Source organism: Sphingomonas sp. 66-10 (assembly GCF_001897045.1).
In the GTDB taxonomy this organism is placed as follows: domain Bacteria; phylum Pseudomonadota; class Alphaproteobacteria; order Sphingomonadales; family Sphingomonadaceae; genus Sphingomonas; species Sphingomonas lycopersici.
On record NZ_MKRR01000141.1, the window covers coordinates 1 to 26450 of the forward strand.

Consider the following 26450-nt stretch of genomic DNA (forward strand, 5'->3'; position numbering starts at 1 on the left):
GGCTACGACAGCGATCACCCGCGCGTGGTGGGCGATGTCGGCAAGGCCGGGGTGGCGATCGACAGCGTCGAGGACATGAAGATCCTGTTCGACGGCATCCCGCTCGATCAGATGAGCGTGTCGATGACGATGAACGGCGCGGTGATCCCGGTGCTCGCCTTCTTCATCGTCGCGGGCGAGGAACAGGGGGTCGAGCGCAAATTGCTCGACGGGACCATCCAGAACGACATCCTCAAGGAGTTCATGGTCCGCAATACCTATATCTACCCGCCCGAACCCTCGATGCGGATCATCTCGGACATTTTCGCCTACACCAGCCGCGAGATGCCGAAGTTCAATTCGATCTCGATCTCCGGCTATCACATGCAGGAAGCCGGCGCGACGCAGCTCCAGGAGCTGGCTTTTACCATCGCCGACGGCATGGAATATGTGAAATACGGCGTCGCCTCAGGGCTCGATATCGACAAGTTCGCCGGTCGGCTGTCGTTCTTCTTCGCGATCGGCATGAACTTCTTCATGGAAGTGGCGAAGCTGCGCGCGGCGCGCGTGCTGTGGCATCGCGTGATGACCAGGCTCGGCGCGAAGGACGAGCGCAGCAAGATGCTGCGCACGCATTGCCAGACCAGCGGCGTCTCGCTGACCGAGCAGGATCCGTACAACAACGTCATCCGCACCACGATCGAGGCGATGGCGGCGATGCTCGGCGGCACCCAGTCGCTCCACACCAATGCGCTCGACGAGGCGATCGCGCTGCCGACCGATTTCTCCGCCCGCATCGCCCGCAACACGCAGATCGTGATCCAGGAAGAGACCGGGATGACCAAGGTGGTCGATCCGCTCGGCGGCAGCTATTATATCGAAAGCCTGACCCAGCAGCTCGTCGACGGCGCGTGGGAGATCATCGAGCGCGTCGAGCGCGAGGGCGGGATGGCCAAGGCGGTCGCCGCCGGCTGGCCCAAGGCGATGATCGAGGAAGCCTCCGCCGCGCGCGCGGCGCGGATCGACCGCGGCGAGGATGTGATCGTCGGGGTCAACAAATATCGCCTCGCCAACGAGGATGAGATCGAGATCCTCGATGTCGACAATCACGCGGTGCGCGAGGCGCAGATCCGCCGCATCAACAAGGTGAAGGCGGAGCGCGATTCCGCCGCGTGCCAGGCGGCGCTCGATGCATTGCGCGAGGGTGCCCGGGGCGACGGCAACCTCCTCGCCCTCGCCGTCGAAGCGGCCCGCGCGCGGGCGACGCTCGGCGAGATCTCCTCGGCGATGGAGGATGTGTTCGGCCGTTTCGGTACCTTCCCCACCCCGGTGAAGGGTATCTATGGCGGCGCCTATCGCGACGACCAGCGTTGGGAGCGTTTGCTCTCGGGCGTCACCTCGACCGGGAACCGCCTCGGCCGCAAGCCGCGCATCTTCGTCGCCAAGATGGGGCAGGACGGGCATGACCGCGGCGCCAATCTCGTCTCGTCGATGTTCGGCGATCTCGGGTTTGAGGTCGTCGCGGGTCCGCTGTTCCAGACCCCGCAGGAAGCCGCTGCGCTGGCGCTGGAGAAGGACGTCGACGTGGTCGGCGCTTCGAGCCTCGCCGCCGGGCACAAGACATTGATCCCCGAGCTGATCGGCCATCTGAAAGACGCCGGTCGCGCCGATATCAAGGTCGTCGCCGGCGGGGTGATCCCGGCGCAGGATTATCAGGCGTTGTACGATGCCGGTGTGCAGGCGATCTTCGGCCCGGGCACCAATCTCATCAAGGCGGCGGAAGAAGTGTTGCGGCTGCTCGGCCACAATATGCCCCCGCAGGCGGAGGCGGCGGAATGACGCAGCATATCGAGACGCTGACGGTCCACGCGGGCACCGCGCCCGATCCGACCACCAAGGCGCGGATCACCCCGATCTACCAGACCGCTTCCTATGTGTTCGACGATGTCGATCACGCGGCGAGCCTGTTCAACCTCGATGCCTTCGGCAACATCTACAGCCGCATCATGAACCCCACCAACGGCGCGGTGGAGGGCAAGGTCGCCGCGCTCGAGGGCGGGGCGGCGGCGTTGGCGGTGGCCTCGGGGCATGCCGCGCAATTCCTTGTCTTCCACACGTTGATGGAGCCCGGGAAGCATATCGTCGCGGCGAAGCGGCTGTACGGCGGATCGCTCAACCAGATCGGGTCGAGCTTCAAGAAAATGGGGTGGCATGCGTCGTTCGTCGATGCCGACGATCCGGCCAATGTCGCGGCCGCGATCACCCCGGACACTCGCGCGGTGTTCATCGAGAGCCTCGCCAACCCCGGCGGCGTGGTGCAGGATATCGCGGCGATCGCCAAGGTCGCGCATGACGCGGGCGTGCCGCTGATCGTCGACAATACGATGGCCACCCCGATGCTGTGCCGCCCGATCGAGCACGGCGCCGATATCGTCGTCCACTCGCTGACCAAATTCCTCAACGGGCACGGTAATTCGATCGGCGGCGTGATCGTTGACGGCGGCACGTTCGATTGGGCGAAGGGCGGGAAATATCCGTATCTGAGCGAGCCGAACGATTCCTATCACGGCAAGGTGTTCACTGAGGCGTTCGGCAATCTCGCCTTCATCCTCGCCGCGCGGACCCTGGGGCTGCGCGATCTCGGGCCGGCGCTGGCGCCGATGAACGCCTTCCTCGCGCTGACCGGCATGGAAACGCTCGCGCTGCGCATGGAGCGGCATTGCGACAATGCGCTGAAGCTCGCGCAATGGCTGCAGAACCACCCCAAGGTGGCATGGGTTTCCTATGCCGGGCTGCCGGGCGACCGCTATCACGCGCTCGCGCAACGTTATCTCGGCGGCAAGGGCGGGGCGGTGTTCACCTTCGGGCTGAAGGGCGGGTATGACGCCGGCATCGCTTTGGTTTCGCGCGTCAAATTGTTCAGCCATCTCGCCAATCTCGGCGACACGCGCTCGCTGATCATCCACCCCGCCTCGACCACCCACCGCCAATTGCCCGATGCCGAGCGGATCGCCGCGGGCGCGGGGCCCGATGTGGTGCGTGTCTCGGTGGGGATCGAGAATATCGCCGACATCATCGCAGATATCGAGCAGGCACTGGAGGCCGCATGACGACCGAAACCCGTAATGACTGGACGCGCGAGGAGATCGCCGCGCTGTTCGACCTGCCGTTCGGCGATCTCGTGTTCCGCGCCGCCGAGGTGCATCGCGCGCATCACGCCGCGAACGAGGTGCAATTGTGCACCCTGTTGTCGATCAAGACCGGCGGCTGCCCCGAGGATTGCGGCTATTGCTCGCAATCGTCGCACGCCGACAGCGGGGTCAAGGCGACCAAGCTGATGGACGTGCGCGCGGTGCTCCAGTCCGCGGCGCAGGCCAAGGATTCGGGCTCGCAGCGCTTCTGCATGGGCGCGGCGTGGCGCAACCCCAAGGACCGCGACATGCCCGCGATCATCGAAATGGTGAAGGGCGTGCGCGAGATGGGGATGGAAACCTGCATGACCCTGGGCATGCTGACCCCCAGTCAGGCGCGCCAGCTCGCCGATGCCGGGCTCGATTATTACAACCACAATATCGATACCTCGCCCGAACGTTATGGCGAGGTAATCTCCACCCGCACGTTCGGCGAGCGGCTCGAGACGCTGGAAAACGTTCGCTCGGCGGGGATCAACGTGTGCTGCGGCGGGATCGTCGGGATGGGCGAGACGCGCGATGATCGCGTCGGCTTCATCCACGCGCTCGCGACGCTGCCGCGCCACCCGGAAAGCGTGCCGGTCAATGCCTTGGTGCCGGTGAAGGGCACGGTGCTGGGCGACATGCTCGCCGATACGCCGCTGGCGAAGATCGACGATATCGAATTCGTGCGGACGGTGGCGGTGGCGCGGATCACGATGCCGATGAGCATGGTGCGCCTCTCCGCCGGGCGTGAGAGCATGTCGGAAGCGACCCAGGCCTTGTGCTTCATGTGCGGGGCCAATTCGATCTTCACCGGGGACAAATTGCTCACCACCGGCAACCGCGGCGACAGCGCCGATGCGGCGCTGTTCGCGAAACTGGGCGTGCGCCCGATGGAAGCCGAAGAGCCGATGCGGGTGTGCGAGGCGGCTGAGTGAGAACGTATGCTCCGTTCCCCTGCGAAGGCGGGGGTCCAGTCTCGGCGCAGCGCGCCGATCGCGCTGCCGCGCGAAAGCTTTTCGGGGCTGGACCCCGGCCTTCGCCGGGGAACAGAGAATAGAGGCAACCTGATCTTCTACCATCGATATTCGCTGCTTTTCGACGGAAGCTGAAACAATGTTCAAGAAAATCCTTGTCGCCAATCGTGGCGAGATCGCGTGCCGGGTATTCCGCACCGCGAAGAAGATGGGCCTCAAGACGGTCGCGGTCTATTCCGATGCCGATGCGCGCAGCCCGCATGTGCTGATGGCCGATGAGGCGGTGCGGCTCGGGCCGGCGCCGGCGGCGGAAAGCTATCTCAAGGCCGATCTGATCCTCGCCGCCGCCAAGGCGACCGGGGCGGACTGCATCCACCCCGGCTACGGTTTCCTCTCCGAGCGCGAGAGCTTCGCCAAGGCCTGCGCCGAGGCGGGAATCGCCTTCGTCGGGCCGCCGCCCAAGGCGATTGCCGCGATGGGCGACAAGATCGAATCGAAGAAGCTCGCCAAACAGGCGGGGGTCAATGTCGTCCCCGGCTTCCTCGGCGAGATCGCGACGACCGAGGATGCGGTGAAGATCGCCAAGGACATCGGCTTCCCGGTGATGATGAAGGCATCGGCCGGCGGGGGCGGCAAGGGGATGCGGCTCGCGTGGAGCGAGCAGGACGTCCGCGAAGGCTTCGAGGCGACCAAGCGCGAAGGGCTCGCCAGCTTCGGCGACGATCGCGTGTTCATCGAGAAGTTCATCGAAAGCCCGCGCCACATCGAGATCCAGGTGCTCGGCGACCAGCACGGCAATATCGTCTATTTGAACGAGCGCGAATGTTCGGTGCAGCGCCGCCACCAGAAGGTGGTCGAGGAAGCGCCGTCGCCGTTCGTCACGCCGAAGATGCGCAAGGCGATGGGCGAGCAGGCGGTCGCGCTGGCCCGCGCAGTGGGCTATTATAGCGCGGGGACGGTCGAGCTGATCGTCTCGGGCGCGGACAAGACCGGCGAGAGCTTCTATTTCCTCGAAATGAACACCCGGCTGCAGGTCGAGCATCCGGTGACCGAGGAGATCACCGGGCTCGATCTGGTCGAGCAGATGATCCGCGTCGCCGCCGGCGAGAAATTGTCGTTCGCGCAGAAGGACGTGAAGATCAACGGCTGGTCGGTCGAGAACCGCGTCTACGCCGAGGATCCCTACCGCGGCTTCCTGCCCTCGATCGGCCGGCTCGTCCGTTACGCCCCGCCGGAGGCCGGCGACGGCGTGCGCGTCGACGACGGCGTGCGCGAGGGGGGCGAGGTCAGCATGTTCTACGATCCGATGATCGCCAAGCTGATCACCCACGGCAAGACCCGCGAGGAGGTGATCGACAAGCAGATCGCCGCGCTCGACGCGTTCGAGATCGAAGGGCCGGGGACCAACCTCGATTTCGTCTCGGCGCTGATGCAGCACCCGCGCTTCCGTTCGGGCAATATCACCACCGGGTTCATCGCCGAGGAATATCCCGAGGGGTTCCACGGCGCCCCGGCCTCGGACGAACTGGTACGCACGCTGGCGGGTGTCGCGGCTTATGCGGGTGTCGCCTGGGCCGAGCGCGCGCGGCATGTCGACGGCCAGCTCGGCGCGCCGCTCGATGCGCCGGCCGACTGGGTGGTGCGGATCGGCAAAAAGGATCACGCGGTCACGGTCGACGGCGACGACGTGACGGTCGATGGCAAGCCGCTCGACGGCACGATCGACTATTTCCCGGGCGATCGCTTCGCGGTGGTCGACGGTGCGGCGCCGCTGACGGTGAAGATCGCGCGCACCCGCACCGGCTTCACGCTCAACGCGCGCGGCGCGAGCCACAAGGTGCGCGTGCTGCCGGCGCGGATCGCGCCTTATGCCAAGCATCTGCTCGAGAAGATCCCGCCCGATCTGTCGAAGTTCCTGATCGCGCCGATGCCGGGGCTGCTCGTGCGGCTCGACGTCAAGGCCGGCGACAAGGTCGAGGCCGGGCAGGCGCTCGCGGTGGTCGAGGCGATGAAGATGGAAAACATCCTGCGCGCCGAGAAATCCGCGGTGGTGAAGACGGTCAATGCGGAAGCGGGCGAAAGCCTCGCGGTCGATCAGGTGATCCTGGAACTGGAGTGACCGGAAACTCCCCTCCCCTTTGGGGGAGGGGCTTTATTATCGCATTTACCGCCGCGCTTCGGGCGCGTGGACCAGCGCGCGGAGTTGTTCGAGCTCCTCGGGCGTATCGACGTCGATCAATTCCTGTTCGTTGGTCACAACATGCACCCCGGCGCGGATCATGTCGCGCGCGTCCTGATCGTCGCGGATCGCCAGCACCTCGTCGAACCGCGCCGCGCCGAACAGCACCGGCGGCGAGGGGTAGCGGCCGTTGCTCGATGCGACCACCGCCGAAGGGCCGTCGGCGGCGTCGAGCAGCCGGTAGATATGCGTCGCGGTGACGCGCGGCATATCCGCCAGCGCGATGATCACCGCCGCCGCCCCGGCGTCGCGCGCGCGCTCCACCCCCAGCCGCACCGCCGACGCCATGTCGCGATCGGGATCGTGATCGGGGATGATCGTGAAGCGATGCGCGGCGAAATCGATCTCGCAGCCGTTGGTGATCGCCACGCGCTCCTTGAACGGCACGTCCTCCAGCGTCACCGCGACATGCAGCCCGAGCGGGCGCGAGAGGAACATTTCGTCGAGCTTGCTGCCGATATCGCCGAACCGCTTCGATTTGCCCGCGGCAAGCAGCGCGAGCACGGTCTGTTCGACCGGGATCATCGCCCGATCCGCCGTGTGGCGCGGGCGTTCGCCTTGCGCTGCACACCGTTGGTCGTAAAAATCATGGCTCGCGCTCCGTTCGCCTTGAGAGGGTAACGCTTGCGCTGGATGTTGGTGCCCATGCGAAAAATACTCGTGCTCCTCGCATTGCTGGTCACGGCATGCGGAAAGGGGCAGGATCGGCCGATGACCGAAGCCATTTCCCCGCTTTCCGCCCCGATCGTCATCGCGCATCGCGGCGCGAGCGGCGAACGGCCCGAGCATACGCTCGGCTCCTATGAGCGGGCGATCGAGCAAGGCGCGGATTTCATCGAACCCGATCTGGTGCCGACCAAGGACGACGTGCTCGTCGCGCGGCACGAGAATGAGATTTCGGAAACCACCGACGTCGCCGCACATCCCGAATTCGCCGCGCGCCGCACCACCAAGACGATCGACGGGCAGAAGCTGACCGGCTGGTTCGTCGAGGATTTCACGCTCGCCGAACTGAAGACGCTGCGCGCGAAGGAGCGGCTGCCGCTGCTCCGCCCCGAGAACCGGAAATATGACGGGCAGTTCGAGATCCCGACGCTCGCCGAGATCATCGCGCTCGCCAAGCGCCACCATGTCGGCATCTATCCCGAGACCAAGCACCCGACCTATTTCGCCTCGATCGGCCACCCGACCGACGCGCTGCTGGTGAAGCAATTGCAGGCGGCGGGGTGGAACACCCCCGACGCACCGGTCTTCATCCAGTCGTTCGAGGTGGAGAATCTCAAGCGGATCCACCAGATGACCGGCATCCGGCTGATCCAGCTGGTCGACAAGGAAGGCGGCCCGGCGGACGGCGCCGCGCCGAGCTATGCCGCGATGCTGACCCCCGAAGGATTGCGCGACATCGCCTCTTACGCCTTCGGGATCGGCCCCAACAAATCGATGCTGTGGGACGGCAAACTGCCGACCGGGCTGATCAGCGCCGCGCATGCCGCGGGGTTGCGCGTCCATCCCTGGACCTATCGCGCCGAAAATTATTTCCTGCCGTCCGAATATCGCAACGGGCTCAATCCGCGCGAGCACGGCGATCTGGACGGCGAGATCAAGGCCGCGCTGCGCCGCGGGCTCGACGGCTTCTTCAGCGATTTCCCGGGGATCGGGGTCAAGGCGCGCGACGAGGTGCAGCGGGAGCGGAAGAAATGACGCGGCGAGCGATGACGATCATCCTGGCGGCGCTGCCGCTGATCGCGACGGCGGGGTGCGTGCGCACCATCACCAGCGTCGCCACCGCGCCGGTCAAGGCAACCGGCAAGGTCGTCGACTGGAGCACGACCAGCCCGTCCGAGCGCGATCGCGCTTATGCCCGCAAGATGCGCAAACAGGCCGAGCGCTGCCACAAGCATCCCGATGCGCCCGAGTGCGCGCAGAACGGCTATGCGCAGCAACCGCAGCGGTAGCATAGAAATCATCGTCGCGTTGGTGACATTTGGTCCGCGCCGGGCAATCTGGCGCATCGCGGGCTAGGTCGGATCACCTCTCCCCGTTCGGGCTGAGCCTGTCGAAGCCCTGCCCTTTCTTCCCCGCAAGAAGGGCAGCCCTTCGACAGGCTCAGGGCGAACGGGTCGTATTTCGCGCGCGCCGCTCAAAAAAAGACGGGCGGCATTGCTGCCGGCCCGCCACATCCCCCTTTTGAGTTTCAGAAGTTCTTCGACACCTGAAACGTCACCGTCCGGCTCGGATTGACGAACACCGCCGTCGCCCCGCCGACGAACGGGACCCCGAATGCCTGGCTCCAGCTCACCTTGTTGGTGAGGTTGCGGCCGACCACCGCGACATCCCAGCCGTGCGCCTTGTTGGTGATCCCGATCCGCGCGTCCACCGTGGTATAGGCGGGCATCATCGTCGCCGGATTCTGTGTGTCCTGATAATTGGTCAGCCCGGTATAATTGACCGAGCCGCGCGCGGTGAAATCCAGATCGCCCGACAGCGGGGCGTCGACCTGGCCGTAAGCGCTCCATTTCCACTTCGGCGCGCGGGTCAGGCGATAGCCGCTGAGGTCGGAATAGCCGAGCGGGCAGGTCTGGTTATAGATGCACGGGCCGTTGTAGCTGCGGTATTTCGCATCGAGATAGGCGACATTCCCGCCGAAGCTGAGGAACGAGACCGGGCGGACATTGCCCTCCACCTCGATACCGCGCGAGCGCACGTTGGCGGCATTGCCGGTGACGAAGCTGGTGCCGTTGAACGACGACACCTGAAGATTGTCGAAATTGGTGCTGAACACCGCGAGGTTGAGATCATATACCCCGCGCTCCCCGCGCAGCTTGACCCCGGCCTCCCAGGATTTCGCGCGCTCGGGATCGAATTGATATTTGCCGGTATTGCCGAGCTGGGTGTCGTTGGCGACGAAACCGCCGCCCTTGCTGCCCGTCGCATAGCTGACGTAGACCTGTCCGAGCCGGCTGAATTTATAGCTGATCTTGCCCGAATAATCCCACAATTTCTCGTGGCGCTTGGCGCGTATGTCGTAGGGCCTGAACGAGGCTGGCCCGCCCGGCAGCATCTGCATCCGCGCCTGTTTGGTCTCGTCGCTGTAGCGCACGCTGCCGTCGATCGTCAGCCCGGGCAGCAACTCCATATTGGCGGCGAGGAAGGGCGAGATCGATTCGCTCTTCTGGTCGAACGGCAGTACCGACGGGCCGCGCAACGCCGGCGAGAAATTCCAGAACACATTCTGCACGATATGCGATTGCGCATAATAATATTGCAGCCCGGCGATCAGCGAGAGCTTGCCGATCGACCCCGATAGCCGCGCTTCCTGCGAAATCTGCGTCGTGCGCTCGATGTGCAGATTGTCGATCAGCGTCAGCGGGCTGTTGTCGATATCGGTTTCGGTATTGGCCTTGATATGCTGATAGCCGCCGATCGTCGTCAGCTGCACCCCGCCGCCGAGATCGGTGTTGGTGGTGAGCGTCACGCCGAGCGTTTCGGTACGCGAAAAGCCGCGGCCATAGGTCGAATCCGCCACCCGGACGAAGCTGGGATATTCGGGGACCCCGCCGTACGGCGCCGAAGCCGCGCGGATCGCATTGGCGATCGCGCTGGTGCCCAGCCCGTTGAACGCGAGGTTGTTGCCCTTGTAATCGTTCTTCCCGTATTCGACCTTGAGCTTGGCCGACATGCCCTTCATCGGCTCGAACAGGAGCTGGCCGCGGATGCCGAGATAATTATTGCCGTTGTCGTCCTGCTTGGTCGCGCGGTTGTACATATAACCGCCGGCGTGCCCGCCCTGGACGCTGAGCCGCGCCGAGAGCGTGTCGGTGATCGGGCCGGAGAGATAGCCTTCCGCATTCCAGCCGTTGTTGACCGCTTCATAGCCGGCCGAGACGCGGCCCTGGAAATCGCGCGTCGGCGCGGCGGTGATCACGCTGATCGCGCCGGCATCGGTGTTCTTGCCGAACAACGCGCCCTGCGGCCCGCGCACCACCTCGACGCGCTGGACGTCCATCATCGCGGTCTGCAGCGAGCGCGAGCGCCCCGAATAGACGCCGTCGACGAAGAAGCCGACCGATTGCTCGAACGCGAGATTGCCCCCGCCCGAGCCGAGCCCGCGCATGTTGATGACGAAATTGCCGTTGGTCTGGTCGATCTGGAGGTTGGGGATGCCCGACTGGAGATCGTTGAACTGCCGCACCCCCATCTTGTCGAGCGCGTCGCCCGAGACGACCGCGACCGACAAGGGCACGTCGAGCAGGGTCTGCGGGCGCCGCGTCGCGGTGACCACCACGTCGTTGCCGAGCGGCTGTTGCGCCGCGCGCGGGTCGCTGTTCCCCGCGCTCGCATCCTGCGCGAACGCCGGCGTGGCCGACAGCATCAGCAGCGGCAGCGCCGCCCCCCGCATCAACGTCTGACGGTGATATTTCGAACCCTGCATCCTGCTCTCCTCCGCTCATCGGATCCGCGCGGCAATCTTCCGCCGCCGCTTCGGTATCGGACATTTCCGATTTAGTTAGTAAACTAACTGACAGGCCTCCTGTCAATCTCAAAAGGTGAGGGCGTTGGGCGGGAGGCCGATCAGCGCGCGGCCGTGCAGCTCGGCGGCACCGTCCTTGTCATAGACGATATGGTTAGACATCACGTTCACGTCGCGCAGGTAGCGCTGCATCGGATTGCTGCGCAGGTGCGCGCTGGCACCGCTCGCTTCGGCGACCATCATGATCGCCTGACGGCACAATTCCATCGCCTGCGCGATCTGCAGCCGCATGTGCGAGCGCTGGATGAAATCGGCGCGTCCCTCCGGGCGGGCGAGCGCGATATTGGTGTTCACGGCGTCGCGCAGCAGCAGCTCGGCGGTGCGCGCCATGACATTGGCATTGGCGAGCCGCATCTGCGCCGCGGGCTTTTCCGCCTGCTTCATATCGGTGCCGTGGACCACGCGCTCGGCGAGTTGCTTGCGGAACTGCGCCACCGCCGCGCGCGCCGCGCCGACCCCGGAGATCGCCGCGGTCACCCCGAGGAACGGGATCATCGGCTGGCGATAGAGCGGATTGTCGTAGAGCCGTGCGCCATGCGCGGTGCCATTGCGCATCTCGGTCATGTCCATCGTGCGGTAATCGGGGACGAATATGTCGTCGATCAGCAGATCGTGGCTGCCGGTGCCTTCCATCCCGTCGATGTGCCAGGTGTCGATCACCGTCACCTCACGCGTCGGCAGCGCGCAGAACAGCACCACGTTCGCCGGGCCGTCGACGATCGCGCAGGCGACCAGCACCCAATCGGAATGCATCACCCCGGTGCCCCATTTCCACCGCCCGCTGATGCGATAGCCGCCGTCGACCGGCACCGCTTTGCCCGGCGGCGCGGTGACCCCCGGCGCGATGACATAGGGGACGCGGTCGCCCGCGCGCGTGCCGAAGATCTCGTCCTGGAAGCGTTCGGGGAATTGGGTGAGCATCCAATTATGCTCGACGCAAAAGGCCGCGACCCAGCCGGTCGACGGGCAGCCCTCGCTCAGCGGGAGCATCGCGTCGATGAAGCTGTCGGCGTCGAATTCGAGCCCGCCATATTTCTTCGGGATGAAGTGATAGAAGCAGCCGGTCGCGCGGATCGCGTTCCATGTCTCGACCAGCGGGTGGCGCACCCGCTCGCATTCGGCGGCATGCGCGGCGAGCAGCGGCTTCAACGCCGTGGTGCGGCGGATCAGCTCCGCCGGGGTGAGCGCGGCAAGCGCGGCGCGCGTCATGAAATCATCATTGGCGGGGATAAACGGCTGGACGGTCAGCGGCTTGAGGTCGGTCATGGGACTCTCCTGACAATGGGCCTTCTGATGGGCGCAGGCCGATATTGTCAGGTTAGCTGACTAAATGCAATTAGGAATCTAACCTTCTCCGTCACAGCAATTCGTACACGTCATATTCCACCGCACCGCCCACCGAGGCGCCGATCCCCACGGTGACGATATCGTTGAGCCACTGATAATCGGGGTGCCCCGTCTCGAAGATCGGCGCGGTGCGGAAATAGACCTGGGCGTGTTCCTCGGGCGTTTGCGGCCCGCCGCGGCGCGAATAATCGCGCACCTTGTCCATCGGGCGCAGCACGCCGCGATAGGAGACGTAGATCAGCGCGCCGTCATGCGTCTCGAACGTCACCCGCGCGTCGAGCCGGAGCACCCCGCGCTCGTCGATCGTCGCCCAATCGCCCCCGCTCGGCATCACCCGGCCCGACAGTCGCTCGCCGGTGAGGGTGCCGCCGGTCAGCGCGGCGATCATCCGCGTCCCGAAATGCGCGCGGCCGACCATCTGCTGCGGCTCGGTGAATTCGGCGCGATACGAGCACAAATGGCCGAAACGCGGCTCGACCCCCGGAATCTTTTTCATCTCGACACCTCTCCACTGATCGATCATTGCTTTGAATACTAAGTAATGACGGGAGGGCGTCAAGCGCGGCCGGTTGCGTTGCCACCGCGCGGCGCCTCACTTACAGCACCGCAAGCCGGCAAGAGGGGAAACGGGTTCGGATTATGGCAGCGGCAGAGGATTCGCCCCAGGCGCCGATCGCCGCGCCGCATCCGATGATGCTGATGAACCTGCTGCGCGCGGTCTATTGGTATGACGAGGCGCTGCAGGCGGCGCTGCGCCGCGCGGGCTGGCCCCCGGTGACGCGAATCCAGTCGATGCTGTTCGCCAATCTCGCGCTCGGGGTGCGCCGCCCGGCGCGGCTGGCGCATAACCTTGGCATCACGCGGCAGTCGATGAGCCAGATGCTCGACGAACTGGCGCGGCGCAATATCGTTCGTGTCTCGCCCGATCCGAGCGACGGGCGCGCGAGCATCGTCGAATTCCAGCCCGAAGGCCGCGCGCTGGCGCGGGCGGCGCGCGCGACGATGTATGCGATCGAGCATGAACTCGGCCAGCGGCTCGGCGCGGACGCGATGGCAGCGCTCGGCGCGCTGCTGGCGCGCGACTGGGGCGACCCGCCCGAGGTGACCACCCCCACCACTTACGAACCCGTCGAGGAGAAGAATCCATGAGCATCGGCATCGACAAGACGCTGGAGATCGCCGATCGCGTCGAGCGCTTCGTCCGCGAGGTGATCGTCCCCTATGAGCGCGATCCGCGCCGCGACCACCACGATGCGCCGACCGACGAACTGGTGATGGAGATGCGCGAAAAGGCGCGCGCCGCGGGGGTGCTGACCCCGCATATCCTGCCCGACGGCCGCCATCTGTCGCAGCGCGAGACCGCGATCGTCCTCGAGCGCTCCGGGCTGTCGCCGCTCGGCCCGCTCGCCTGCAACACCGCCGCGCCCGACGAGGGCAATATGTATCTGCTCGGCAAGGTCGGCAGCCCGGAGATCAAGGAGCGCTTCCTCAAGCCGCTGGTCGAGGGCCGCGCGCGATCGGCCTTTTTCATGACCGAGCCCGCGGCGGAGGGCGGGGCGGGCTCCGACCCGTCGATGATGCTCACCACCTGCCGCCCGGACGGCAATCACTGGGTGATCAACGGGCGCAAGGCGTTCATCACCGGCGCCGCCGGGGCCAAGGTCGGGATCGTGATGGCCAAGGCCGACGAGGGCGCGTGCATGTTCCTCGTCGACCTGCCCGATCCGGCGATCGTCATCGAGCGCGTCCCCAATACGATCGACAGTTCGATGCCCGGCGGCCACGCGACGATCCGCATCGAAAACCTCCGCGTTCCCGCCGATCAGATGCTCGGCCAGGCCGGGGAGGGGTTCAAATATGCCCAGGTTCGGCTGAGCCCGGCGCGGCTGTCGCACTGCATGCGCTGGTATGGCGCCTGCGTCCGCGCCAACGAAATCGCGACCGATTACGCCTGCCGGCGCCATGCGTTCGGCAAGGCTTTGGTCGATCACGAGGGCGTCGGCTTCATGCTGGCAGAAAATCTGATCGATCTGAAACAGGCCGAATTGATGATCGACTGGTGCGCGAGGGTGCTCGATAGCGGCGATCTCGGCACCGCGGAAAGCTCGATGGCCAAGGTCGCCGTGTCGGAAGCGCTGATGCGCATCGCCGATCGCTGCGTGCAGGTGATGGGCGGGAGCGGGGTGACCGGGGACACGATCGTCGAGCAGGTATTCCGCGAAGTCCGCGCCTTCCGCATCTACGACGGCCCGACCGAGGTGCACAAATGGAGCCTCGCCAAAAAGGTGAAGCGCGACTGGAAGGCGGCGCACGGCGGGTAATCGAGCGCCGCGCGATACCTCCGGCTTCCCTCTCCACCGTTCGCGCTGAGCCTGTCGAAGCCCTGCACTTTCTTCCGATGAAGAAGGGCAGCCCTTCGACAAGCTCAGGGCGAACGGAGAGGGGGCGCTAGATCAACTGCAGATCGCGCGGTTTCGCCCCCGGGAACAGCCCCGCGAGCCGATCCGCCCCCAGCCCGAATTGCCGCGCGACAAGCCCGCCGATCAGCGCGCGATAATCGGTCAGCACCGGCAGGTCGCGGCCCTGGTTGAGCGTGGCAGGGGACAAAGCGACCTGATCCCCCGCCAGCCGCCCACCGGCCACCCCGCCGCCGAGCACCCAATAGATGCTGCCGTGCCCGTGATCGGTCCCGCGATCGCCGTTCTCGCGGAAGGTGCGGCCGAATTCGGAGACGACGACGACATTGGTGTTGCGCCACGCCTCGGCGCCGATCGCCTCGGCAAAGGCCGCCAGCCCGCGCCCCAATTCGCCGATCCGATCGGCGAGATAGCCGGTCGCGCCGCCCTGATTGACATGCGTATCCCACCCGCCGACATCGACGAAGGCGAGGTTGAACTGCGCGCGCATCAGCGTGCCGATCCGGCTGGCGGACAAAGCGAAGCCCTTGGCGCTCACCGCGCCGCGGCTTGCCGCCTTCATCTCCTCGTCGAGCGTGCGATAGACGGTGTCGCGCACCTCGAACCCCTGCGCCACCGATCGCGACAGCGCGGGTTGCTGGGCATACATCCGCTCGATCAGCTTGGCCTGCCGCGTATCGATCGGCTTGCCGACATTGGCGAGCGCGAGATTGGGCACCGGCGCCGCGCCCCCGCGGAAGCACAAGGGCAATTGATCGGTGAAGGCGATCGGCTTGTCGCCGCGCCCCAATATCCCCGCCAGCCGCGCCATGAAGCCCGATCCGTAATCGCGATGGCCGCCGACCGGCTGGCCGAGCTCGATCGTGTCCTGCGTCTCGAAATGGCTGCGGCTCATATCGTCGGTGCCGGCGAACGGGACGAAGGCGATCTGGCGCTGCTGCCACAAGGGCAGGATGCTGTCCTTGAGCGCGGGGTGGAGGCTCCAGTGCGCGTCGAGCGGCAGCGGCGCCTTGGGATCGGCCGGATCGGGCTTGCCGAGCGCGATCGTCGGGCGCGCCTGATGGTAGAAGTCGCTCCCGGTCGGCACGATCACATTGGTAGCGTCATAGGCGCCGCGCAGGAAGATCACGAGCAGCCGGCTTCCCGCCTGCGGCGCGGCGAAAGCGCGGCCGGCGATCACCAGCGGCGCGAGCGCGGCGGCGCCCCTGAGCAGATCACGGCGATGGACATGCGGCGTCATGGCAACCTCGCTAACGGTGCATGAATTCGGGGGACGACAGGAACAGCGCATTCCATTCCTGCGGCGACGTCGCCTCGGCCAACGCGGCACGCGTCGGTTGGGCGAGCGCGTCCTGCAGGCCGTTGAAATAGAGTGCGTTCTGCAATTGCGGGAAGGCAGGGCGGTCGGCGGTCGTGCCGGGCAAGCGGAACAGGCCATAGGCGCCGCCGCCGATCTGCTTGGCGATATCGAACCGCGTCGCCATCTGTCCCGGGCCGGACCAGGCGGCGGCGTGCATGTCGTAACCGTCGGGGGTCTCGTGGTTGTAGAGCCCTTGCCCCATGCGGTTGAGCCAGTTGTTGATCGGCTGCGGGTTGAGGATCACGCGATCGCCATAGGTCAGGCGCACCGCCGAGATCGCATAGTGGATCGGGTCCTTGAAGGTCTTGCCCAGGGACGCGGCGAATTCGGGGGCGCGGATCATCGTGCGCATCACCTGCGCGATATCGCCATGCGTGCGCTGGAAGGTCTGCGCCATGCGACCGACCAGCGCGGGGGGCGGGGCGTCGCCCATGAAATAGCCGGCGATCTGCGCCGAGACGTGATGCGCGGTGGCGGGCGCCGCGGCGATCAGATCGAGCGCCTGCTCGACCTCGCCGAAGCCTGATCCCTTGATCGTGTGGCCGAGGAAGTGCTTGTCGCCGAAATCGTGCCGCGCGGGGTTGAACTCGAACAGGCCCGCGCGGAGGTAGAGCGGCTGGAGCTGCGGCCGCATCCGTGGCGCGTCGTGGTTGAGATCGACCCCCACCCCGGTGAGGATCCGCGCCAGTTCCTGCACATCCTGCTGGGTGTAGCCGGAGCCGACCCCCATCGTGTGCAATTCCATGATCTCGCGCGCGTAATTCTCGTTGATCCGCCCCGCGGCATTCTGATCGTTATCGAGGTAGCGCAGCATCGCCGGGTGGCGCAGCGTCGCTTCGAGCAGGTCGCGGAAATGCCCGAAGGCGTGGGTGCGGATCGTCTCCTCATAATCGCCGACCATCGCACGGATATCGCGCTTGCCGGCCTGGACGTTGAAATGGTTGAACCAGAACCACGTCATCTGCTCGCGCAGCTGATCGGGGGCATAGAGATCGCGCAGGATCGAACGCGAGCGCGCCTCGTCGGCCAGCGCGTTCATGCTTTTCTGATACGCCTCGCGCGCCGCTTTCTTCTGCTCGGGATCGACCAGCGCATTGGCATCGCGCTGCATCGCCTGCTGCGTGACGACGATCTGCGCCAGCGGCTCCCGGGTGATGCGCATCGCGGCGACCTGCGCAGCGGCATCGGGCGGGAGATCGGCGGGCGGTGCTTCGAGTTGTGCGGCGAGCCAGCGGTCGCTGCCGGGGCCGTCGCTCGCGGCGAGATCGGCGGCGGTCGCGCCCCAGGTCAGCCGGTTGGCCCAGGCGATCCGCTGCGCCGCGCCCGACGGCGCCGCCTGCGCCGGCAGCGCGCCGCCGGACAGCATCGCCAGGAGCGCGATCGACCCTGCGCCACGCGACCATGCCAATGCCATCCCTTGCCTCCGCTCGACTCGCCTCGACAGAAGCGCAAGGTGCACGCCCATGACTGAACATGCCCTGACGTAGGCATGAACTAACCGTCATTTACCAATTACTTGGCTGGGGCAGCCGCGCTCCACTCACCGCCGATCGCCTGGACCAGCGCGATCGCGGCGGTCTGCTGGTTGATCACCGCCTGAATCTGCGACTGGCGCGCGCTGAGCGCGGTGGTCTGCGCGACGATCACCTCCGAATAGTCGACCAGCCCGGAACGATATTGGTTGTTGGCGATCGTCTCGGCGCGGGTCGCGGCCTCGGCGGCGTCGGCGCGGCTTTTGGTCACATCCGCCAGCGAGCGCGTCGCGGCGAGATTGTCCTCGACCTGCTGGAAGGCGGTGAGCGTCGTCTGGCGATAGGTCGCGACCGCCTGATCATATTGCCCGCGCGCCTGCAGCACCTGCCCGTGGCGCGCGCCGAAATCGAGCAGGGTCATCAGCCCGCTGAGCCCGAACGACCAGAGGCTGGTCGCGGCGGAGAACAATTGGCTGACCTTGCTGCCGCTCGTCCCGGCATTGCCCGACAAGGTGAATTGCGGGAAATAGGCCGCGCGCTGGATGCCGATATTGGCATTGGCCGCCGCGACCCGCCGCTCGGCCGCCGCGACATCGGGGCGTCGTTCGAGCAGGGTCGAGGGGAGCACGCCCGGCACCGCGGGCACCGTCGGCTGCCACGCGACGGGCGGAAGCGTGAAGGTCGAGGGATTTTCCCCCGCCAGCACCGCGATCGCATGTTCGAGCACCGCGCGCTGGCGATCGAGATCCTGCCGCGAGGCGATCGCGTTCGAGAGCGAGGTCTGCGCCTGATAGACGTCGGAATGCGCGACCGTCCCGGCCTTGTACTTGTTGGTCGTGATCGTCAGCGCGCGCTGATAATCCTTGATCGTCGCGTCGAGCAGCACGATCTGCGCGTCGATCCCGCGCAATTCGACGTAATTGGTGGCGAGCTCGCCCTGCGCGGAGAGCGTCGCATTGGCGAGGTCGCCCGCGCTCGCCTGCGCATTGGCCTTGGCCTGCGTCACCGCGTTGCCGAGCCGGCCCCACAGATCGGGCTCCCAGCTCGCGCCGATGCTGAGCGCATAGCGCGAGCCCGAGGTGGTGACGGTGTTGCTGCCGACCCCGGCGCCGTTGCCGCTCCCCGCGCCGATGCTCGTCGCGGTGCCGCCCGAAAAGGCCTGCGAATGCTGCCCGCTCGCCGATCCGGTGACGGTGGGGAACAGGGCCGACCGCTGGACCATTACCAGCGCGCGCGCCGCTTCATAGGCCCCGCGCGCGGCGGCGACATTCTGGTTGGTGATCACCACCTTGCGTTCGAGCGCGTCGAGCGTGGGATCGTTGAACAGCGCCCACCATTCGCCGCGCGCCGCCGCGTCGCTCGGCTGCGCGACGCCCCAGCCGGGGGCTTCCTTGAACGAGGGCGGGATCGTGACATTGATCGGCGGGCGATAGGCCGGCGCCATGTTGCACCCCGCGAGCAACAGGGCGGAGACGACGGGCAGGGCGCGCTTCATGCGGTGGCTCCGGGAGCAAGCGGTAGATCGCCGTGGCGCGCCAGGCCTCGCTCCGCGGCACCGTGGCGGCGACGGAAGCGATCGAGCGCGAGATAGACGACCGGGGTGGTCAACAGGGTGATGAACTGGCTGGCGATCAGCCCGCCGAAGATCGCGATGCCGAGCGGACGGCGCAGCTCCGCGCCGTCGCCGAAGCCGATCGCTAGCGGCAAGGCGCCAAGCGCGGCGGCGAGCGTGGTCATCAGGATCGGGCGAAAGCGCAGCAGCGACGCCTCGCGCACCGCAGCGACCGGATCGAGCCCTTCGCCGCGCTCCGCCTCCAGCGCGAAATCGATGATCATGATCGCATTCTTCTTCACGATCCCGATCAACAGGATGATCCCGATCAGCGCGATGATGTCGAACTGGCCGCCGGTGACGATCAGCGCGATCATCGCGCCGACACCCGCCGAGGGGAGGGTGGAGAGCGCGGTGAGCGGGTGGATCGCGCTTTCGTAGAGGATGCCGAGCACGATGTAGATCGCGAGCAAGGCGGCGAGGATCAGCAGCGGCATCGATCCGGTCGATTGCGCGAACACCTTGGCGGTGCCGCCTAATTCGCCGTGGACCGTCGCGGGGAGCGCGAGGCTCGCCTGCACCTGTGCGATCAATTGCGCCGCCTGCCCCAGCGAGACGCCGGCGGGGAGGTTGAACGATACCGTGGCAGATGGCTCGCCGTCCGAATGGCTGACCGAGGCGTTGGTCGATCCGGTCGACCAGCGCGCGATCGCCGACAGGGGCGTCATCGTCCGTGCGGTGGTGCTCACCGCATTGCCCGCGGCGACCGCCGATCCGCCGGCGCCGGTGCCGCCAGTGCTCGCGGTCGGCGCGGCGGCGGTCGGGGTCGCCGACGCGCTCGGCGTCGGGGTCGGGTTGTTGCTCGCATTGTTGGCCGGCGGATTGAGCGGCAGATAGATGTTGGCGAGCGAGGCCGGCGATCCGTTGAACTGCCGCGCCGCCTCCATCACGACATGATATTGGTTGAGCCCCGAATAGATGTTCGCCACCTGGCGCTGGCCGAAAGCATCGTAGAGCGCGGCGTCGACCGCCTGCATCGTCACCCCGAGCCGCGCCGCGGCGTCGCGATTGACCTCGACGAAGGCATCGGCGCCGGCATCCTGCTGGTCGATATCGACATCGGTGACGGTGTCGGGATGCTGTTTCAGCGCATCGACCAGTTTCTGCCCGGCGGCCTTGAGCACATCGGGGTCGTCGGCCTTGAGCACATATTGATAGGTGCTGTTGCTCGATCGCCCGCCGACCTGCAGATCCTGTACAGGATTGAGGAACAGGCTGACCCCGCTGACCCGCGCGAGCTTGGGCCGCAGCCGCGCGATCACCGCCTGTACCGGCGGGCGCTGGTTGCGCGGCTTCAGGGTCGCGAACATGAACCCGCCGCCGGCGCGCGATCCGCCGGTGAACGCCACCACCGTCGCCACCGCCGGATCGCCCTTCACGATATGCACGATGCGGGTAAGCTTGTTCTGCATGTCGGTGAACGAGATGCTCTGGTCGGCGCGCAGCCCGCCCATCAGCCCGCCGGTATCCTGCTGCGGGAAGAAGCCCTTGGGCGCGATCGCGATCAGATAGATGTTGAGCACCACCGTGCCGGTGAGCAGGATGAGGACCGCGCCGCGGTGGAGCAATGCCCAATCGAGCGCGACCGCGTAGCGCGCCTGTGCCCAATCGAACGACTGCCGCGCCCAGCGCATCACGCGCCCCTCGCTCTCCTCGCCCAGCAGCACGCGCGAGGCGAGCATCGGGGTGGTGGTGAGCGAGACGACGAGGCTGATCATCACCGCAATCGACATGGTCAGCGCGAATTCGCGGAACAGCCGCCCGACCAGCCCGCCCATGAAGATCAGCGGCACGAACACCGCGATCAGGCTCAGCGAGATCGACAGCACGGTGAACCCTACCTCGCGCGCACCGGCGAAGGCGGCGGCGAGCGGCTTCATCCCCGCCTCGATATGCCGGCTGATATTCTCCACCACGACGATCGCATCGTCGACGACGAACCCGGTCGCGACGGTCAGCGCCATCAGCGAGAGATTGTCGAGGCTGAACCCGGCGAGATACATCACCGCGATCGTGCCGAGCAACGAGGCGACCACCGCCGCCGCGGGGATCAAGGTCGCGCGCCAGCTTCTCAGGAACAGGCTGACCACCAGCACCACCAGCAGGGTGGCGATGAGCAAGGTCACCTCCACCTCGCGCAGCGAGGCGCGGATCGTCAGCGTGCGATCGCTGGCGACGTCCAGGTGGATGTCGGGCGGGACGGCGGCGCGCAGCGCGGGAAGCTGCGCCTTCAACGAATCGACCACCTGGACGATATTTGCCCCCGGCTGGCGGCTGATCAGCACCGGCACCGCGCGCTTGCCGTTGAACAGCCCCATTGTGCGAATGTCTTCGGGGCCGTCGACGACATTGGCGATGTCTGACAGCCGCACCGCCGCGCCGTTGCGCCACGCGATCACCGTCCCGCGATAATCGGCGGCGTGGAGCCCGGCCTGATTGGAATAGATCTGCCAGCTGAACCCCTTGGCATCGAGTATGCCGCGCGGCCGGTTGGCGCTTTCGGATTGCAGCGCGGTGCGCACATCCTCGAGCGCGATGCCGTAGCGCGACAGCGCCAGCGGATTGACCTCGATCCGTACCGAGGGGAGCGCCGCGCCGCCCAGCTCGACATTGCCGACCCCCTGCACCTGGAGCAGTTTCTGCTGCACCACGGTCGAGACGGCGTCGTAGATTTCGGATGGGCTGCGCGTCGGCGAGGTGAGCGCGAGGATCAGGATCGGCGCTTCGGCGGGATTGGCCTTGCGGTAGCTCGGGTTGGTCCTGAGCGTCGCGGGGAGATCGGCGCGCGAGGCGTTGATCGCCGCCTGCACGTCGCGCGCGGCGCCGTCGATGTCGCGCGACAGATCGAATTGCAGCACGATCGACGACGAACCGACCCCCGAGCGCGAGGTCATTTCCGACACCCCGGCGATCGTGCCGAGGTGCCGCTCCAGCGGCGCGGCGACGCTGGAGGCCATCGTCGACGGGCTCGCGCCGGGCAGGTTCGCCTGCACCATGATCGTCGGGAAATCGACCTGCGGCAGCGGCGCCACCGGCAGCATGAAGAACGCCCCGACGCCGGCGAGCATCAGCCCGATCGTCAGCAGGATCGTCCCCACCGGCCGCCGGATGAAGGGCGCGGAAATGTTCACGCCGGGCGCGCCTCGCCCGCGGTGCCGCGCCGCACGCGCCAGCCGCGCTCGCGCCAGTTTTCGAGCCCGAGGAAGATGACGGGGGTGGTGAACAGGGTCAGCACCTGGCTGAAGATCAAGCCGCCGGCGATCGCGATGCCGAGCGGTTGGCGCAGCTCATGCCCCATCCCGCCGCCGAAGATCAGCGGGATCGCCGCGAACAGCGCGGCGAAAGTGGTCATCATGATCGGGCGGAAACGCAGCAGCGCGGCCTGACGGATCGCGTGATGCGCATCGGCGCCTTCCTCGCGCATCGCATCGAGCGCGAAGTCGATCATCATGATCGCATTCTTCTTCACGATGCCGATCAAGAGGACGATGCCGATGATCCCGATCACCCCGAGCCCCGATCCGGTGAGCCACAGCCCGAGCAGCGCGCCGATCCCGGCGGAGGGGAGGGTCGACAGGATCGTCACCGGGTGGACGAAGCTCTCGTAGAGCACCCCCAGCACGATATAGACCACGACGATCGCGGCGAGGATCAGCCACAATTCGTTGGCGAGCGACGCCTTGAACGCGCTCGCCGCGCCGGTGAAATTGGTGGTGATCGCGGGCGGCACGCCGATCTGGCGCTCGGCGCGCTCGATCGCGCTCACCGCGCTGCCCAGCGACACGCCGGGAGCGAGATCGAAGCCGATCGTCGCCGCGGGGAATTGCGCCTCGCGCGCAACAACGAGCGGCGCATCCTGGGTACGGATCGTCGCCACGGCCGAGAGCGGGACGCTCGCGCCGCCCGCCAGCGGGATGCGCAGATCGCCCAGCGCTTGCGGATCGGCGACCGTGCCCGGCTGCGCCTCCAGAATGACGCGATTCTGGCTCGACTGGGTGTAGATCGTCGAGACGATGCGCTGGCCGAAGGCGTCGTAGAGTGCATTGTCGATCGCCAGCGCGCTCAGCCCGAGCCGGCCGGCGACGTCGCGATTGATATCGACCACCACCGCGCGGCCGTTGGCGAGCACGTCGGAGGTGACGTTGTTGAGATGCTTGTCCTTCTTGAGCGCCGCGGCGAGCTTGGCGCCCCATTGGTCGACCAAAGCCTCGTCCGCGCCCTGTAGCGAGAAGCGATAGGCGTTGACCCCGGTCGAGGTATCGATCGTCAGATCCTGCACCGGGCGGAAATAGACCCGCATTCCCGGCACATTGGACACCGCGTGATTGAGGCTGGCGAGCACCTCCTCCAGATTGCCGCGCTCGCCCTCGGGCTTGAGGTTCACGATCATCCGGCCTTGCGACAAGGTGGCATTCTGCCCGTCGACCCCGATCGCCGAACTGAGGCTGGCGACCGACGGATCGGCGAGCAACGCTTGCGCGACCTGCTGCTGGAGCCCCGCCATCCGCGTGAAGCCGATATCCTGCGCCGCGCTGGTCGTCACCGCGATCTGGCCGGTATCCTGCTCGGGAAAGAGCGTCTTGGGGATGACGTAGAACAGCAATCCGGTCACCGCGAGCGTGCCCGCGAACACCAGCATCGTCAGCGCCGCGCGCGCCATCACCCAATCGAGCGCGCGGGCATAATGATGCGCGACGCGATCGAACCAGTCGCGGGTCACTTCGGACAGGCGATGCTGCCGCTCCTCATGCTCAGCCCGGAGCCAGCGCGCGGAGAGCATCGGCACGAGCGTCAGCGCGACCACCGCGGACAGCAGGATCGTCACCGCCAGGGTCACCGCGAATTCGCGGAACAGCCGCCCGACGACATCGCCCATGAACAGCAGCGGGATCAGCACCGCGATCAGGCTGACCGTCAGCGAGATGATCGTGAAGCCGATCTCGCTCGCGCCCTTCAGCGCGGCCTCGAACGGGCGCATCCCGTCCTCGATATGGCGGCTGATATTCTCCAGCACGACGATCGCATCGTCGACCACGAACCCCGACGCGATCGTCAGCGACATCAAGGTGAGATTGTTGATCGAGAAGCCGAGGAAATACATCGCCGCGAACGCGCCGACGAGCGACAGCGGCACCGAGATGCTGGCGATGATCGTCGCGCGGAGCGAGCCAAGGAACAGGAAGATCACGAGCGTGACGAGCAGGACGGCGAGCACCAGTTCGAGCTTCACGTCGGCCACCGAGGCGCGGATTCCCGCGGTACGATCGGTCAGCACGGTGACATGCACGTCGGCGGGAAGCTGCGCCTCCAGATCGGGCAGCCCGGCCTTGATCGCATCGACCGTGCCGATGACGTTCGCGCCCGGCTGGCGCTGGACGTCGATCACCACCGCGGGCTTGCCGTTCATCCACGAGCCGAGCCGCACATTCTCGGTCGCCTCGACGACATTGGCGACATCGGACAGGCGGATCGGCGCGCCATTGGCGAACCCGATGACGAGCGTGCGATAGCTGGTGACGTCGCCGAGCTGGTCGTTGGCGTCGATCGTCCAGCTCTTGGTCGGGCCGTCGAAACTGCCTTTGGCGGCATTGGCATTGGCGTTGCCGATCGCGGTGCGGATCGTTTCGAGCGACATGCCGCGCGCCGCGAGCGCCGCGACATTGGCCTGGATGCGCACCGCCGGCCGCTGCCCGCCCGACATCGAGACCAGCCCGACCCCGGAAACCTGCGCGATCTTGTTGGCGAATTGGCGCTCGACGATCCCCTGCACCTCACCCAGCGGGCGGGTGTCGGAGGTGATGCCGAGCGAGATGATCGGCGCGTCGGCCGGGTTGACCTTGGCATAGATCGGCGGGGCGGGGAGATCGGTCGGCAGCAGGGTATTCGCCGCGTTGATCGCTGCCTGCACTTCCTGCTCCGCCACGTCGAGCGACAGATCGAGCCGGAATTGCAGCGTGATCACCGACGCCCCCGACGAGGAGGCGGAGGTCATCCGCGTCAGCCCCGGCATCTGGCCGAACTGGCGTTCCAACGGCGAGGTGACGGTCAGCGCCATCACATCGGGGCTAGCGCCGGGATAGAGCGTCGAGACCTGGATCGTCGGGTAGTCGACCTCGGGTAATGCCGAGAGCGGCAGCGAGCGATAGGCGACGAGCCCGGCGAGCAGGATCGCGACCATCAGCAAGGTCGTCGCCACCGGGCGCAGGATGAACGCGCGCGACGGGCCGCCGGGCTGGGCGGGCGGCTCGGTCGGCATTGGCGCGGGGGGCGCGGCGGCGTCGCTCATCCGGCCGAATTGCCCTGACCGCGGTGGTGGCGGCCCTGACCGCCGCCGCCTTTACCGCCGCGACCGCCCGCACCGGGGCCGCCCTTGTCGCCCGGCAGGCGGACAGTCGATCCGTCCTCCAGCCCGTCGGCGCCTTCGGTGACGACCGTCGTGCCGGCGGCGATCCCCGAGAGGATCGCGACCTGCCCGTTGGCGCTCGGCCCGATCTTGACCGGGACCAGTTTCACCGTGCGGTCCTTCTGCAGCACGAACACGAAATCGCCCGGCGCGCCGTGGCGCACCGCGGTGACCGGCACCGTCACCGCATTGTGCAGCGTGTTGACCAGCATCGAGACGTTGACGAACTGGCTCGGGAACAGGGCATTGCCCTTGTTGTCGAACCGCGCCTTGGCCTTGACCGTGCCGGTGGTGGTGTCGACCTGATTGTCGAAGGTCAGGAAACGGCCGGTGACGAGCACCTTATTGTTGTTCTGGTCGAGCGCCTGCACCGGTAATCCGGCGCCGCTCCCCGCGGCATGGCCGATGTCCGAAAGCTGCGCCTGCGGCAACGCGAAGCCGACGTCGATCGGGTCGAGCTGGGTCACCACGACGATGCCGTTGGTGTCCGAAGGGGTGAGGTAATTGCCGATATCGACCTGGCGGATGCCGACGCGCCCGGTGATCGGCGATTTCACCGCGGTGTAATTGAGGTTGAGTTCGGCGGTGCCGATCGCGGCGCGGTCGGCGGCGACGGTGCCGGTGAGCTGGCGGACGGTGGCGCGTTGCGTATCGACCTGCTGGCTCGCGATCGAATCCTGCTTGAGCAGGGTCTCGTAGCGGTTGAGGTCGACCTGCGCCGCAGCGAGCTGCGCGGTGTCGCGCGCCAGATTGGCCTTGGCCTGCGCGAGCGCGAGTTGATACGGGCGCGGGTCGATCTGCGCCAGCACCTGTCCCTGGCGAACGATCTGCCCTTCGGTGAACAGCAATTTGAACAGGGTGCCGGCGAGCTGGGTGCGCACCGTCGCGGTGACGAGCGGCTGGACGGTGCCGAGCGCGGTGACATAGACCGGCATATCGG

The 26450-nt window shown here is 66.7% G+C and carries 19 protein-coding genes; 8 read left to right on the top strand and 11 right to left on the bottom strand.

The annotated features are described in order from the left end of the window. The 4 genes from scpA to BGN95_RS20570 form a co-directional block, all read left to right on the top strand. A partial coding sequence (gene scpA, locus BGN95_RS20555; RefSeq protein WP_286773845.1) for a methylmalonyl-CoA mutase occupies nucleotides 1-1818 on the top strand: 1818 nt, incomplete at its 5' end. Continuing rightward, nucleotides 1815-3089, top strand: a complete 1275-nt coding sequence (locus BGN95_RS20560; RefSeq protein WP_286773846.1) for an O-acetylhomoserine aminocarboxypropyltransferase — start codon at nucleotides 1815-1817, stop codon at nucleotides 3087-3089. The genes scpA and BGN95_RS20560, both read left to right, overlap by 4 nt. Beyond that, nucleotides 3086-4090 carry a biotin synthase BioB gene (gene bioB, locus BGN95_RS20565; RefSeq protein WP_286773847.1) on the top strand — a complete coding sequence of 335 codons (1005 nt, stop codon included), beginning with the start codon at nucleotides 3086-3088 and terminating at the stop codon, nucleotides 4088-4090. Before BGN95_RS20560 ends, bioB begins: the two co-directional genes overlap by 4 nt. Nucleotides 4091-4268: 178 nt before the next feature. Continuing rightward, nucleotides 4269-6248 carry an acetyl-CoA carboxylase biotin carboxylase subunit gene (locus BGN95_RS20570; protein WP_286773848.1) on the top strand — a complete coding sequence of 660 codons (1980 nt, stop codon included), beginning with the start codon at nucleotides 4269-4271 and terminating at the stop codon, nucleotides 6246-6248. 45 nt (nucleotides 6249-6293) lie between these two features. Here the strand turns inward: BGN95_RS20570 and BGN95_RS20575 are convergent, their stop codons facing one another. Next, nucleotides 6294-6893, bottom strand: a complete 600-nt coding sequence (locus tag BGN95_RS20575) for an NTP transferase domain-containing protein (protein WP_179513408.1) — start codon at nucleotides 6891-6893, stop codon at nucleotides 6294-6296. Next, nucleotides 6890-7015 (bottom strand): hypothetical protein, encoded by a 126-nt coding sequence (locus BGN95_RS20580; protein WP_286773849.1) that lies wholly within the window; start codon nucleotides 7013-7015, stop codon nucleotides 6890-6892. The genes BGN95_RS20575 and BGN95_RS20580 overlap by 4 nt, the downstream gene beginning before the upstream one ends. 64 nt (nucleotides 7016-7079) lie before the next feature. Between BGN95_RS20580 and BGN95_RS20585 the strand changes: the two genes are divergently transcribed. Then, the gene (locus BGN95_RS20585) at nucleotides 7080-8069 is read left to right on the top strand and encodes a glycerophosphodiester phosphodiesterase (protein WP_179513409.1); all 990 of its coding nucleotides are present in this window, start codon (nucleotides 7080-7082) and stop codon (nucleotides 8067-8069) included. 11 nt (nucleotides 8070-8080) lie between these two features. Next, nucleotides 8081-8323, top strand: coding sequence for a hypothetical protein (locus BGN95_RS20590; RefSeq protein WP_286773850.1), 243 nt, complete (start codon nucleotides 8081-8083; stop codon nucleotides 8321-8323). A gap of 239 nt (nucleotides 8324-8562) precedes the next feature. Here the strand turns inward: BGN95_RS20590 and BGN95_RS20595 are convergent, their stop codons facing one another. From BGN95_RS20595 to BGN95_RS20605, 3 genes are all read right to left on the bottom strand, one after another. Beyond that, nucleotides 8563-10800 (bottom strand): TonB-dependent receptor, encoded by a 2238-nt coding sequence (locus BGN95_RS20595; RefSeq protein WP_286773851.1) that lies wholly within the window; start codon nucleotides 10798-10800, stop codon nucleotides 8563-8565. Nucleotides 10801-10908: 108 nt separating this feature from the next. After that, nucleotides 10909-12165, bottom strand: coding sequence for an acyl-CoA dehydrogenase family protein (locus BGN95_RS20600; protein ID WP_286773852.1), 1257 nt, complete (start codon nucleotides 12163-12165; stop codon nucleotides 10909-10911). A gap of 91 nt (nucleotides 12166-12256) precedes the next feature. Then, nucleotides 12257-12742 carry a DUF3237 domain-containing protein gene (locus BGN95_RS20605; RefSeq protein ID WP_265313885.1) on the bottom strand — a complete coding sequence of 162 codons (486 nt, stop codon included), beginning with the start codon at nucleotides 12740-12742 and terminating at the stop codon, nucleotides 12257-12259. 143 nt (nucleotides 12743-12885) lie between these two features. Here BGN95_RS20605 and BGN95_RS20610 point away from each other — a divergent pair, with 143 nt between their 5' ends. Further along, entirely contained in the window at nucleotides 12886-13395 is a 510-nt protein-coding gene (locus tag BGN95_RS20610; RefSeq protein ID WP_179513414.1) for a MarR family winged helix-turn-helix transcriptional regulator, read from the top strand. Beyond that, nucleotides 13392-14567 carry an acyl-CoA dehydrogenase family protein gene (locus BGN95_RS20615; protein WP_286773853.1) on the top strand — a complete coding sequence of 392 codons (1176 nt, stop codon included), beginning with the start codon at nucleotides 13392-13394 and terminating at the stop codon, nucleotides 14565-14567. Before BGN95_RS20610 ends, BGN95_RS20615 begins: the two co-directional genes overlap by 4 nt. Before the next feature lie 127 nt (nucleotides 14568-14694). Here BGN95_RS20615 and BGN95_RS20620 read toward each other — a convergent pair whose 3' ends face one another. The 6 genes from BGN95_RS20620 to BGN95_RS20645 form a co-directional block, all read right to left on the bottom strand. Further along, a complete protein-coding gene (locus BGN95_RS20620) occupies nucleotides 14695-15903 on the bottom strand; it encodes a DUF1501 domain-containing protein (protein ID WP_286773854.1) in 1209 nt (402 codons plus the stop codon). A 10-nt stretch (nucleotides 15904-15913) separates the two neighbouring features. Further along, a complete protein-coding gene (locus BGN95_RS20625; RefSeq protein ID WP_286773855.1) occupies nucleotides 15914-17437 on the bottom strand; it encodes a DUF1800 domain-containing protein in 1524 nt (507 codons plus the stop codon). Nucleotides 17438-17535: 98 nt separating this feature from the next. After that, nucleotides 17536-18990 carry an efflux transporter outer membrane subunit gene (locus BGN95_RS20630; RefSeq protein WP_286773856.1) on the bottom strand — a complete coding sequence of 485 codons (1455 nt, stop codon included), beginning with the start codon at nucleotides 18988-18990 and terminating at the stop codon, nucleotides 17536-17538. Next, complete coding sequence (locus BGN95_RS20635; RefSeq protein WP_286773857.1) at nucleotides 18987-22238, bottom strand: efflux RND transporter permease subunit; 3252 nt, start codon at nucleotides 22236-22238, stop codon at nucleotides 18987-18989. Before BGN95_RS20635 ends, BGN95_RS20630 begins: the two co-directional genes overlap by 4 nt. Beyond that, complete coding sequence (locus tag BGN95_RS20640; RefSeq protein ID WP_286773858.1) at nucleotides 22235-25393, bottom strand: efflux RND transporter permease subunit; 3159 nt, start codon at nucleotides 25391-25393, stop codon at nucleotides 22235-22237. Before BGN95_RS20640 ends, BGN95_RS20635 begins: the two co-directional genes overlap by 4 nt. Continuing rightward, nucleotides 25390-26445: an efflux RND transporter periplasmic adaptor subunit gene (locus BGN95_RS20645; RefSeq protein WP_286773859.1), complete on the bottom strand. Its 1056-nt coding sequence runs from the start codon at nucleotides 26443-26445 to the stop codon at nucleotides 25390-25392. The genes BGN95_RS20640 and BGN95_RS20645 overlap by 4 nt, the downstream gene beginning before the upstream one ends. Nucleotides 26446-26450: the final 5 nt, after the last annotated feature.

What these genes read in the sequence shown, in the direction of transcription:
- BGN95_RS20600 (WP_286773852.1), bottom strand. Translation starts at nt 12,165, where the DNA reads ATGACCGACCTCAAGCCGCTGACCGTCCAGCCGTTTATCCCCGCCAAT.
- BGN95_RS20560 (WP_286773846.1), top strand. Translation starts at nt 1,815, where the DNA reads ATGACGCAGCATATCGAGACGCTGACGGTCCACGCGGGCACCGCGCCC.
- BGN95_RS20625 (WP_286773855.1), bottom strand. Translation starts at nt 17,437, where the DNA reads ATGGCATTGGCATGGTCGCGTGGCGCAGGGTCGATCGCGCTCCTGGCG.
- BGN95_RS20630 (WP_286773856.1), bottom strand. Translation starts at nt 18,990, where the DNA reads ATGAAGCGCGCCCTGCCCGTCGTCTCCGCCCTGTTGCTCGCGGGGTGC.
- BGN95_RS20575 (WP_179513408.1), bottom strand. Translation starts at nt 6,893, where the DNA reads ATGATCCCGGTCGAACAGACCGTGCTCGCGCTGCTTGCCGCGGGCAAA.
- BGN95_RS20580 (WP_286773849.1), bottom strand. Translation starts at nt 7,015, where the DNA reads ATGGGCACCAACATCCAGCGCAAGCGTTACCCTCTCAAGGCGAACGGA.
- BGN95_RS20585 (WP_179513409.1), top strand. Translation starts at nt 7,080, where the DNA reads ATGACCGAAGCCATTTCCCCGCTTTCCGCCCCGATCGTCATCGCGCAT.
- BGN95_RS20620 (WP_286773854.1), bottom strand. Translation starts at nt 15,903, where the DNA reads ATGACGCCGCATGTCCATCGCCGTGATCTGCTCAGGGGCGCCGCCGCG.
- BGN95_RS20570 (WP_286773848.1), top strand. Translation starts at nt 4,269, where the DNA reads ATGTTCAAGAAAATCCTTGTCGCCAATCGTGGCGAGATCGCGTGCCGG.
- BGN95_RS20595 (WP_286773851.1), bottom strand. Translation starts at nt 10,800, where the DNA reads ATGCAGGGTTCGAAATATCACCGTCAGACGTTGATGCGGGGGGCGGCG.
- bioB (WP_286773847.1), top strand. Translation starts at nt 3,086, where the DNA reads ATGACGACCGAAACCCGTAATGACTGGACGCGCGAGGAGATCGCCGCG.
- BGN95_RS20615 (WP_286773853.1), top strand. Translation starts at nt 13,392, where the DNA reads ATGAGCATCGGCATCGACAAGACGCTGGAGATCGCCGATCGCGTCGAG.
- BGN95_RS20610 (WP_179513414.1), top strand. Translation starts at nt 12,886, where the DNA reads ATGGCAGCGGCAGAGGATTCGCCCCAGGCGCCGATCGCCGCGCCGCAT.
- BGN95_RS20590 (WP_286773850.1), top strand. Translation starts at nt 8,081, where the DNA reads ATGACGATCATCCTGGCGGCGCTGCCGCTGATCGCGACGGCGGGGTGC.
- BGN95_RS20640 (WP_286773858.1), bottom strand. Translation starts at nt 25,393, where the DNA reads ATGAGCGACGCCGCCGCGCCCCCCGCGCCAATGCCGACCGAGCCGCCC.
- BGN95_RS20645 (WP_286773859.1), bottom strand. Translation starts at nt 26,445, where the DNA reads ATGCCGGTCTATGTCACCGCGCTCGGCACCGTCCAGCCGCTCGTCACC.
- BGN95_RS20605 (WP_265313885.1), bottom strand. Translation starts at nt 12,742, where the DNA reads ATGAAAAAGATTCCGGGGGTCGAGCCGCGTTTCGGCCATTTGTGCTCG.